This window comes from Deinococcota bacterium (assembly GCA_030858465.1).
GTDB lineage: Bacteria > Deinococcota > Deinococci > Deinococcales > Trueperaceae > JALZLY01.
In genome coordinates, this window is sequence record JALZLY010000317.1 from 1 (window position 1) to 10,790 (window position 10,790).

General features: G+C 65.6%; 8 protein-coding genes. 1 reads left to right on the plus strand and 7 read right to left on the minus strand.

The window, feature by feature from the left end; translation table 11 throughout:
• From M3498_15660 to rpsL, 4 genes are all read right to left on the minus strand, one after another.
• Window positions 1-125, minus strand: a 125-nt coding sequence (locus M3498_15660) for a GTP-binding protein (protein MDQ3460716.1), incomplete at its 3' end; no start/stop codon positions are given.
• Between the two features lie 113 nt (window positions 126-238).
• Window positions 239-2,311 (minus strand): elongation factor G, encoded by a 2,073-nt coding sequence (gene fusA / locus M3498_15665; GenBank protein ID MDQ3460717.1) that lies wholly within the window; start codon window positions 2,309-2,311, stop codon window positions 239-241.
• A 65-nt stretch (window positions 2,312-2,376) separates the two neighbouring features.
• A complete protein-coding gene (gene rpsG, locus M3498_15670; protein MDQ3460718.1) occupies window positions 2,377-2,847 on the minus strand; it encodes a 30S ribosomal protein S7 in 471 nt (156 codons plus the stop codon).
• An 11-nt stretch (window positions 2,848-2,858) separates the two neighbouring features.
• Window positions 2,859-3,260 (minus strand): 30S ribosomal protein S12, encoded by a 402-nt coding sequence (gene rpsL, locus M3498_15675; protein ID MDQ3460719.1) that lies wholly within the window; start codon window positions 3,258-3,260, stop codon window positions 2,859-2,861.
• Between the two features lie 245 nt (window positions 3,261-3,505).
• Between rpsL and dnaE the strand changes: the two genes are divergently transcribed.
• A complete protein-coding gene (gene dnaE / locus M3498_15680) occupies window positions 3,506-7,309 on the plus strand; it encodes a DNA polymerase III subunit alpha (GenBank protein MDQ3460720.1) in 3,804 nt (1,267 codons plus the stop codon).
• Between the two features lie 14 nt (window positions 7,310-7,323).
• Here dnaE and M3498_15685 read toward each other — a convergent pair whose 3' ends face one another.
• From M3498_15685 to M3498_15695, 3 genes are all read right to left on the minus strand, one after another.
• A complete protein-coding gene (locus M3498_15685; GenBank protein ID MDQ3460721.1) occupies window positions 7,324-8,580 on the minus strand; it encodes a HAMP domain-containing histidine kinase in 1,257 nt (418 codons plus the stop codon).
• On the minus strand, window positions 8,577-9,236 hold the full coding sequence (locus M3498_15690) for a response regulator transcription factor (protein ID MDQ3460722.1): 660 nt from the start codon (window positions 9,234-9,236) through the stop codon (window positions 8,577-8,579). Before M3498_15690 ends, M3498_15685 begins: the two co-directional genes overlap by 4 nt.
• 151 nt (window positions 9,237-9,387) lie before the next feature.
• Window positions 9,388-10,790, minus strand: a 1,403-nt coding sequence (locus M3498_15695; protein MDQ3460723.1) for a phosphotransferase, incomplete at its 5' end; no start/stop codon positions are given.

Genomic DNA, 10,790 nt, shown 5'->3' on the forward strand with positions numbered 1-10,790 from the left:
GTGGGGTCTTCCGCCGCCGCGGTAAAGGTGATGGCCGCCGTTAAGGTCGTCTTGCCGTGATCGACGTGGCCGATGGTGCCCACGTTGACGTGGGGTTTCGTTCGCTGAAATACACCTTTTGCCATGACTGTTTCTCCTTGAAACCGGCCCGGCGCTGCGGGCCGCAAGTGTCTCGAGAGCGTAAGGACTGAAGGGCTTGAGGATGGGGAGCGTCGGGACCGGAGTCCGCCTGCTCGGCTTACTTCTTCGTCAGGTCGTCCTGGATGTTCTTGGGCACCTGAGCGTAGTGATCCAAGGACATGGTGAAGGTGGCGCGGCCCTGGGTCAGGCTTCTCAGGTCGGTCGCGTAGCCGAACATGGCCGAGAGCGGCACGTGGGCGCCTATGACCTGGGCGTTGCCGCGGGGCTGCATGCCCTGGATGTGACCGCGGCGGGAGTTCAAAGAGCCGATGGCGTCGCCCATGTACTGCTCGGGCGTGACCACCTCGACGCGCATGACGGGCTCCAAGACGGCGGCGCCGCCCTTGCTCATCGCTTCCTTGACCGCCATCGAGGCGGCGATCTTGAAGGCCATCTCCGACGAGTCGACCTCGTGGTAGGAGCCGTCGTAGAGCGAGACCTTCATGTCGACGATGGGAAAGCCGAGCAGCGGGCCGTTCTGCATGGCCTCTTCGACACCCTTTTGGACCGCGGAGATGTACTCCTTGGGGATCGAGCCGCCGACGACGGCGTTCTCGAACTCGAAGCCGCTGCCGCGCTCCAAGGGCTCGGCCTTGATCCTCACGTCGCCGTACTGGCCGCGGCCGCCCGATTGGCGGACGAACTTGCCCTGCACGTTGACCGCTCTGGTGATGGTCTCGCGGTAGGCGACCTGCGGCGCGCCCACGTGGGCGTTGACGCCAAACTCGCGGCGGAGCCTGTCGACGATGATCTCCAAGTGAAGCTCGCCCATGCCCGAGATTACCGTCTGGCTGGTCTCGGGGTCGGTCTCGACGCGGAAGGTGGGGTCCTCTTCCGAGAGCCTCACCAGGCCGTTGGAGAGCTTGTCCTGGTCGGCCTTGGAGACGGGCTCGATGGCGACGGCGATGACCGGCTCGGGCACTTCGATGCTCTCGAGGATGATGGGATGGTCGGGGTCGCAGAGGGTGTCGCCGGTGCTGGCGTCCCTGAGGCCGATGACCGCGCCCAAGTCGCCCGCGCTGATGGACTCGACCTCTTCGCGGGCGTTGGCGTGCATCTTCAAGAGGCGTCCGACGCGCTCCTTCTTACCCTTGGCGACGTTCCAGACGTAGGTGCCGGCCACCAGGGTGCCCGAGTAGACGCGGACGAAGGTGAGGCGGCCCACATAGGGGTCGGCCATGATCTTAAAAGCCAAGGCCGAGGTGGGCGCGTCGGCGTCGACCTCGCGCAACTCCTCCTCGCCCGTGTTGGGGTTGACGCCCTTCATGGGCGGCACGTCCAGCGGGCTCGGCAGGTAGAGTGCGACGGCGTCCAGGAGGCGCTGCACGCCCTTATTTTTGAGGGCCGAGCCGCACAGCACCGGGTAGTGCTTGAGCTCGCAGGTGCCCTTGCGCAAGGCGGCGTTGATCAGCTCGCTGGGGACCTCTTCGCCCTCCAAAAAGAGCATGGCCAGGTCGTCGTCGACATCGGCGAGCCGCTCCAACATCTCCTCGCGCTTGGCCCTGGCTATGTCCAAGAACTCGCCCGGAATCGGCCGCTCCTCGATGTTCTGACCCAAGTCGTCCATATAGACGTAGGTCTTCATCTCGATGAGGTCGATGATGCCCTTGAAGTTCTCCTCCTCGCCCATCGGCCACTGCACGGGCACGGCGTTGGCGCCTAAGCGCTCGCGCATGGAGTCCAAGACGAGCTGGTAGCTGGCGCCGGTCTTGTCCATCTTGTTGGCGAAGGCGAGGCGCGGCACCTTGTACTTGTCGGCCTGGCGCCACACGGTCTCCGACTGGGGCTCGACCCCCTGGCTCGAGTCGAAAACCGCCACGGCGGCGTCCAAGACGCGCATCGAACGCTCGACTTCCATGGTGAAGTCGACGTGGCCGGGCGTGTCGATGATATTGATGCGGGTGTCGCGCCACAGCGCCGTGGTCACCGCCGAGGTGATGGTGATGCCGCGTTCCTTTTCCTGCTCCATCCAGTCCATGGTGGCGCCGCCCTCATGGACTTCGCCGGTCTTGTGGATGCGGCCGGTGTAGAAGAGGATGCGCTCGGTCAGGGTGGTCTTGCCGGCGTCGATGTGCGCGGCGATGCCGATATTGCGCGTCTTCTTCAGGTCAATGTCAGTTTTGGTTGCCATATTTTCTCCCTCAGCGTATTTGACACTAAGCGCAGCTTAGCGTCCCAGACGCTGTCAGCTTCTCCTCACCAACGGTAGTGCGCGTAGGCGCGGTTGGCCTCGGCCATGCGCTCGACATCGTCTTTTTTCTTGACGGCGCCGCCGCGGCCGGCGGCGGCGTCAAGAAGCTCACCGGCCACGCGCTCGGCGGCGGTGCGCTCGGGACGGGCGTTCGAGGCGGCGACGAGCCAGCGCAGGCCCAAGGAGACGGCGCGGCGCGGCGGTACCTCGATGGGCACCTGGTAGGTCGAGCCGCCGACGCGGCGGCTCTTGACCTCGGTGCGCGGCTTGATGTTGTCGAGCCCCTGCCGGAAGACCTTTAAGGGCTCCTGGCCGGAGCGTTCCTGGATGAGGTGGCAGGCGCTGTAGAAAATACGGCTGGCCAGGTTCTTCTTGCCCTGCCTCATCAGCTTGTTGATAAAAGCGGTGACGACGGTATCGCTATATAACAGGTCGGGCTCGAGCTTTCTGACTTCTGCTCTGCGTCTGCGTCCCATAAGTACCTTCCTTACTTCTTCGCGCCGGCTTTGGGCTTTTTCGAGCCGTACTTGCTGCGGCCCTGGTTGCGCTGGACGTAGCGGCCGACCCCGACACCCTGGGTGTCCAAGGCGCCGCGGACGATGTGGTAACGCACCCCCGGCAGGTCCTTGACGCGGCCGCCGCGGATAAGCACCACCGAGTGCTCCTGAAGGTTGTGCTTCTCGCCGGGAATATAGGCGGTGACCTCAAAGCCGCTCGAGAGCCGCACCCGGGCGATCTTGCGCAGGGCCGAGTTGGGCTTCTTGGGCGTCTGGGTCTTGACGACCGTGCAGACGCCGCGGCGCTGGGGGCTGCCCTTCAGGGCCGGCGTCTTGTTCTTTTTGGGCAGGGTCTTGCGGCCCTTGCGCAGCAGTTGGTTGACCGTAGGCAAAACATCACTTCCTCTCAAAGGGTTCTGGCGTAGCCTGATTCGTAAATGCGCCGTGAACGTCGTAGCCGGTGGCTGCCCGAAGGGGTCAGCGAGCACAGAGATGAACCTGCCCCCTCACCCATCGCTGCGGGCCGGGGGAAGCAAACCTAGTAATTGTAAACCCTCGGGGCGCTATAAAGCAAGGCCCGCGAAACAAAAAAAGGTTTTTCACCCACCCTCCTTCCCGGCCGCGTTAGAGTGAGGCCATGTGTTCCCCCGCCGAGACCAGCAACAATGAGCTGGGCAAGACCGCCCCCAAACGCTTCGCCCACCTCCACCAGCACACCGCCTACAGCCTGCTGGACGGGGCGGCGCGCATTTCAGACCTGATGAGGTGGGTCAAGGAGACGAGCCCCGACAACCCCGCCCTGGCGATGACCGATCACGGCAACATGCACGGCGCCGTCGAGTTCTACAAGGCCGCCGAGAAGGAGGGCGTCAAGCCCATCATCGGCTTCGAGGCCTACGTCTCGGCGGGCTCCCGGTTTGAAAAGAAGCGCGGCTCGGACAAGCTCGACGGCGGCTACTTCCACCTGACGCTGCTGGCGAAAGATTTCAAAGGTTATCAGAACCTCTGCAAGCTCAATTCGCGGGGCTGGCTCGAGGGCTTCTACATGAAGCCGCGCGTCGACCATGAACTCCTCAGGGAATACTCCGAGGGCGTGATCGCGCTGTCGGGCTGTTTGGGCGCGCAGATTCCGCGCTACCTCTTGGATATCGGCTTTGACGCCGGCGAGGGGATGCTCAAGCAGTACCTGGACATCTACGGGGGCGACTTCTTCATCGAACTCCAGGACCACGGCTTGGGCGAGCAGACCCGGCTCAACCCGATGCTCAAAGCGCTCGCCGACAAGTACGGTCTCGGCATGGTCGCCACCAACGACGGCCACTACGTCAAAAAGGAAGACGCCAAGGCGCACGAGGCGCTCTTGGCCATCCAGACCAAGACAACGCTCTCGGACCCCAAACGCTTCAAGTTCCCTTGCGAGGAGTTCTACGTCAAGACCCCCGCCGAAATGGCCGCCTTGATCCCCGAGCGGGACTACCCCGGCGCCTTCGCCAACACCCAGCACATCGCCGAACTCTGCAACGTCGAGCTGCCCATCGGCCCCAGGCGCGTCTACCAGATGCCCGAGCTGCCGATTCCCAAGGGCCGGACACTAGCAGAGCAGTTGCGGGTCCAGACCTACCAGGGGCTGATGGGGCGCTATCAGAGCATCACCGAAGAGGTCATCAGCCACTATCTGAGCCATCACCTCGCCGAGACCGGCTTAGAGGTGCCGGAAGGGCTCGAGGCCAAGCTCCTCCGCCTAGCGACGGCGGGTGAGCTGTGCCAGCGCGCCAGCCGCGAGGCGGGCGAGAAGTACGTGACATACGCGCACCTAGAGGCGCTCAAGGCCGAACCCGGCCCGGTGCAGGGGGCGGCGCTGCTTATTTTGGAGCGCGCCGAGTACGAACTCGGCGTGATCATCTCGATGGGCTTTCCCGACTATCTGCTCATCGTCGCGGACTTTATCAACTGGGCCAAGGACCACGGCGTCGCGGTCGGGCCGGGCCGGGGCTCGGGCGCGGGCTCGATCGTCTGTTACGCCACCCGCATTACCAACGTCGATCCCTTGCAGTACGGCCTCCTCTTCGAACGTTTCCTCAATCCTGACCGCGTATCCATGCCTGACATCGACGTGGACTTTTCCGACACCCGGCGCATGGAGGTCGTCGACTACGTGCGGCAAAAGTACGGCGAGGACAAGGTCGCGCAAATCGCCACCTTCGGGACGATGGCCTCGAAAGCCGCCATCAAGGACGCCGCGCGGGTGTTGGAGGCCCCCTACGCCGACGCCGACAGGTTTTCCAAGCTGATCCCGGTGGTCTTCGGGCGCTCGACACCCATCAAGAAGGCGATGGAAGAGGTCAGCGACCTGCGCACCTACTATCAGACCGGCTCACAGGAGTTCGTTGACGTGGCGATAGCCTTGGAGGGGCTCACCCGCCACGCCTCGGTCCACGCGGCGGGCGTGATCATCGCGCGCGAGCCCGTTCAGGAGCTCGCGCCGGTCTTTCGCAGCGGCGACGGCCCCATCGTCTGCCAGTACGACATGGGCTCCATCGAGGAACTCGGCTTTCTCAAGATGGACTTTTTGGGTCTCAGGACGCTGTCCTTTATCGAAGCCGCGGTGCGCATCGTGGGGGAGTCGCGTGGGGTCGAACTCGATCCCGACGACTTTCCGCTCGAGGACCCTGAAACCTTCGAGCTCCTGAGTCGCGGGGACGCCGCCGGAGTCTTTCAGTTCGAGTCGGGAGGCATGGTCGATACCCTGCGCAAACTCAAGCCCCGCAGGATTCAAGACCTGATTGCCGTATCGGCGCTCTACCGTCCCGGCCCGATGGAAAACATCCCTACCTATATCCGCCGCCATCACGGCCTCGAGGAGGTGGATTACAGCCGGCAGTTTCCTGTCGCCGAGAGCTTTTTGGAACCGATTTTAGCCGAGACCTACGGAATTCCCGTTTATCAAGAGCAGATCTTAAAGATTGCCCAGGCGGTGGCGGGCTACAGCTTGGGTGAGGCGGATCTGCTGCGTAAGGCGATGGGCAAGAAAATCGTCGAGGCGATGGTCAAGCACCGGACAATCTTCGAAAAGGGTGCGGCCAACAATGGTATTCCCGCCGACGAAGCGAACGCGATCTTCGACCTCTTGGAAAAGTTTGCCAACTACGGCTTCAACAAAGCCCATTCGACCGCCTACGGGATGCTCTCCTACCAGACGGCCTACCTAAAGGCCCACTACCCCGTCGAGTTCGCCGCGGCGCTACTCACCGTCGAGCGCGCCAACTCCGACAAGGTCGCCGAATACGCCGCCGACGCCCGGCACATGGGCATAGCGGTTCTGCCCCCCGACATCAACGAGTCGCGCGCGGACTTTACCCCGGTCGGCAAGGTGGTGCGCTTTGGTCTTTTCGGCGTCAAGAACGTGGGCGACGCCGCCGTCGAGCATATCCTCAAGGAGCGCGCCAGGGGTGGCCCCTTCAAGGACTTTTATGACTTCTGCGAGCGGGCGCAGTCCTCGCTCGTCAACAAGCGCGCCACCGAATCGCTCGTCAAGGCCGGCGCCTTTGACGCCTTTGGCGAGCGCGCCACCCTGCTCGCGACCGTCGAGGCGGCCGTGAAGTGGGGCGCGGCGCAGCGCGAGAACGCCGCGAGCGGCCAACTGAGCCTCTTTGGCGCCGAGGGCGTGCCGCCGCCACCCCTGCAAGGGGGCGTGAGCCTGAACAGGCTCGAGCTCCTCCGGCTCGAAAAGGAGGCTCTGGGCCTCTACATCTCCGACCATCCCATGAACTCCTACCCCGGCCTGGCCGACGTGGCGAGCTGCACGGTGGAGGCGCTCGAGAGCTGGTGCCGAGACAAGCTGGAGGACACGGGGCGCGGTCACAGGTGCCGCGCGGCGCTCGCAGGCATCTTGCAAAACGTGGTCAAGCGCTCGACGAAGTCGGGCAGCATGATGGCGCGCTTTACGGTGGCCGACGAGACCGGCGCGCGCGAGGTGGTGGCCTTCAGCCGCGCCTACGAGGAGATGGCGGCGGAACTTGCCGAGGACGCGCCGGTGGTCGTCATCGTCGAGGTCGCCCGGGAAGAGGACAGCTTGCGCCTGGTCGCCGAACGCCTCATCCGCTGGGACAAGCGCGGTAACCTGCCCGAGGTCGCTCTTATCGAGTTCGACCTGCAGGCGGCGAGCGAGACCATGTTGGTGGAACTGCGCTCCTGGCTCGACGAGTGCGCGGGCATGATCCCGCTCCGGCTCAAGCTCCGCGCCGGGGCGGGCACCGCCCTCTACGCGGCGGAGGCGCTGGGGGTGGACAAGGACAAGCTGGGCGCGCTTGAAATGGCCTGCCCCTGGCTAAAGGCCAGCCTCAGCATCGACCGCGACCAGCTCTTGCGGAGCAGCGCCGGCCGCAAGCCCTGGGAGGCGAAAGAAAAAGAGGCCCTGGCGGGCGCGGATATCCCCTTCTAGCCTGCTCATGGCGGCTAGCCGGAGCTGATCGGCAGGGTCAGGACCGCCTCGAGCCCCCGCTCGGTATTCCTCAGCTCCAAGCTGCCCTTCAGCGAGTGGACGATGCTCTCGACGAGCGATAGGCCCAGCCCCAGGCTTTCGCTGTGCCTGCCGGCCCGGAAAAAGGGCTTGGTGAGCTTGCCGAGGATGTCTTCGGGGACGCCCGGACCCGTGTCGCTGATACGGATTATCACGGTCTCGGCGCAGGACTCGACGCTCACGGAGACGGGGCCGGTGCTGTAGCGAAAGGCGTTCTCGAGCAGGTTGCGCAGGGCCGGGTACAAGAGGTGCGCGTCGGTAATCTTGACGCGCGTTTTCGTCCTGTCGGCGAGGGTCACGCGCCGCCTCGCCTGGGCGGGGAAGCCGGACAGGAGCTCTTGGATGAGCGGCAGCAGCAGGGTTTGTTCGGAGTCGCGCTCCGAGGAGCGGGCCAGCGCCAGCAGCGCGCTCAACACCTCCTCCATGCGGCGGATGTTGCGCGAGAGCGCGGGCATCACCTTTTCAGTGGGCGCGAGGCCCAGCTCGGCCCGCTCGACTTGCACCTTCAGCGCGCTCAAGGGCGTGCGCAGCTCGTGCGAGGCGTAGCGGGTAAAGGCGCGCTCGCGCTCGAGCAGGCCCTGGATCGACGCGCTCATGAGGTTAAAAGAGCGCGCCATCTGGCTGAGTTCGTCGTTGCCGGGCGGGACCGAGAGGGGCCCGGAAAACTGCTGGGTGGCGAGTTGCTCCGCGGCGCTCGTCAGCTCCCGCACGGGCCGCATCACCAGCCGGGTGAGCAACCAGGCGACGCCGAAGGCCAGGGCGAAAAAGACCGGCAGGTCGACGATATCCGAAAACAGCTCGCTGGTGACGAAGCGCTCGGTGAGCGTGCGCTCCAGCGCCACCTCGAGGAGGTAGCCGCGCCCCAGGTGCCGCTCATATCTGGCCCAGCCGGCCGCCGCTTCAGGGAAGGGCTCGCCGTCGCCGAGCCAGAGTTCGTTGTCGAGCGTGATCTGAAAATGTCCCTCGCGGCCTGCCGGGGGCTCGACCGGTTCGCCGGCGGTGAGGGTCGGGATCCCCCCCTCGAGCGCGAGCGCGGCCATGACCGCGTCCACGTACTGCCGCAGCTCCCGCTCCGCCTGCATCTCCAGCCGGTTGCGGTTTTGGTCGGCAAGGTAGTCGAGAAAGCTCTCGATCAGCGCGGTGCAGACGACGGCGACGACGATGCTCAAAAAGAGTTTGAGCCGAAAGCTCATTCGCCGCCTAGCCGGTACCCTCCCGGCACGGTGCTGATCAGCCCGGCGTCCAGCTTGTGCCTGAGCTGGCTCACGTAGACCCGCACGACGCGGTGACCCGAGTCCGCCTCGGGAAAGAAGCGGTCGAGCAGCTCGTCGACGGTAAAGACCCGTTCGGGATAGAGCGCGAAGAGTTCCAAGATGGTGAACTCGCGCTCGCTCAGCTCGACCTCCCGGCCCTGCCAGAGGACGCGCCGGGCGCTGAAGTCCAGATGGAGCGGCCCGCGCTTAAAGACCGCCCGCTTGGTCTGGGCGGAGCGCCTGAGGAGCGCCCGGACCCGCGCCAGAAACTCGTGGAGGCTAAAGGGTTTGACCAGGTAGTCGTCACCGCCCAAATCCAGCCCGCGGGTGCGGTCGCTGACCGAATCGCGCGCGGTCAAAAAGAGGATGCGGCCGTCGAACGCGGCGTCGCGCAGGCTCCGGGCGAAGTCGAAGCCGGCGTCCTCGCCTTCGGGCAGCATCACGTCGAGCACCGCCAGGTCGAACTCCCGCTCCTCGAGCGCCTCATAGGCCGGCTCGAGCGCGTTCGCCCAGACCACCTCGTAGCGCTCGCGGCGCAGCAGGTCGATGAGCGGCTCCGCCAGGTCCCGTTCGTCTTCAACGATAAGAATGCGCATGGCTATGCTCCGTGACCCTATGCTCCGTGACCATTGTAGTGGATTTGTGTGCAGTGGGTTTGTGCAGTGGCTTGGCTCGAGGGGCTTTGCTGGCATTTGTGCGCGGCGTTCCTCGACAGGCGCCAAAGGCGAGAGGAGACCGGAGCCCGGCTCATAGAGCGTCCGGGGCGTTCTCGGCGCGGTCCTTGTCTGAAGGCACGGGGTCTGGAGGCACGGGGTCTGGAGGCGCGGGCGTGTCGGCTTGGATGGGCTCGAGCCGGCGCTCGCAGAGCTCGAGCAGCGCTTCCGTAAAGGCGCCCCGCCCCGCAAGGCGCGTGCTCAGCTCGATATGCCGCGCCAGTGTGAGGGTTTTATAAACCTGTACGGCAGGCCGGATGCACGCCCCGGACAACCTCTCATAAGCTTCGATGAGCGCCTCCTCGGCCTCGAGCAGCGCGTCGGGGTCGGCGTGCGCGCGCAAGGCCTGCTCGCTCAAGTGGCCCACGAAGTTGCCGAGGTCCAAAGCGGGGTCGCCCAGGCAGTAGAGGTCTAAGTCGAGGAGGTAGAGGCGTTCGGCGCCCATAAGAATCTGGTCGGGGTAAAAGTCGCGGTGGATACCCGTCGGTGCGGCCTCGGGGAGCCGCGCGGCGACTGTCTCGCAGGCGCGCAGGAGCTGCTTGAGACGTTTCGACAGGGGGGGGTGCCTGGCGGCGAGCCCCAGCAGGCGCCTCCGCAAGATGGCGAGCTCATCGCCGATGTCGTGCCGGCGCTCCGGCCTGACCCCCGTCCGGTGAAGCTTGTAGGCCGCCTCGGCGACGCGCTTGGCCGCCTCTATGCCCACCGTGCTGCCCGGCCGGCCGAGCACGTCTCGAGCAGAGACCCCCGCAATGCTGCGCTGGAGCGTCATCCGAAATGCCTCGACGGTCCCGAGCGGCTCCGCGACGCTGATGCCGTCGGCGCTGTCGTCGTCCCAGCCGCGCCGCCACAGCGCCTCTTGCAGGCGCAGCGTCCTGCGGTCGGTGCCCTTGGCGCGGACCTTGCCGAGGGCGTTCAAGCCGCCCCCGGCAGAGGTGAGCTCGTAGGTGATGAGGCAGCGTTTGCCGCGCTTGTGCCTGCGCACGCAGATTCCGCGCAGCTCGAGCGCGGGGTCTCCCAAAGCCTCGTGGAGGCGGGCTGTCACCGCGACGGGCTCGAGCGCCTTTGCCGCAAAGGCCAACGCCGGGTCGTCGGCGACCCCAAAAGGGTCGGTCACCTCCACCCTTGGGTTTTTTCTACCTCGTCCCGAACGCCCTCGTCCCGAACGCCCTCGCGGCGCTTCGGCCTCGAACAGGGCCTCGGCCCGCGTCAGCACCGCCTCGGTCTTGGCGGGCCAGTCCTCCTCACGGTTGCGAAAGCCGTGTGGCGCCAGGCGGAGCAGACCGGCCGCGGTATAGAGCCCTATGCGGGACGGCAGGTCCCCACGCCCCTCGGCGTAGCCCGCCGTCACCGCCTCCGTGACCTCGCCCGCCCGCGCCGCCGGGAGCGTGCCGTGCAGGGCGTTGCGCTCGAGCTGCGCGGCAAAGGTGCCGAGGTCCA

What these genes read in the sequence shown, in the direction of transcription:
- dnaE (MDQ3460720.1), top strand. Translation starts at nt 3,506, where the DNA reads ATGTGTTCCCCCGCCGAGACCAGCAACAATGAGCTGGGCAAGACCGCC.
- M3498_15685 (MDQ3460721.1), bottom strand. Translation starts at nt 8,580, where the DNA reads ATGAGCTTTCGGCTCAAACTCTTTTTGAGCATCGTCGTCGCCGTCGTC.
- fusA (MDQ3460717.1), bottom strand. Translation starts at nt 2,311, where the DNA reads ATGGCAACCAAAACTGACATTGACCTGAAGAAGACGCGCAATATCGGC.
- rpsG (MDQ3460718.1), bottom strand. Translation starts at nt 2,847, where the DNA reads ATGGGACGCAGACGCAGAGCAGAAGTCAGAAAGCTCGAGCCCGACCTG.
- M3498_15690 (MDQ3460722.1), bottom strand. Translation starts at nt 9,236, where the DNA reads ATGCGCATTCTTATCGTTGAAGACGAACGGGACCTGGCGGAGCCGCTC.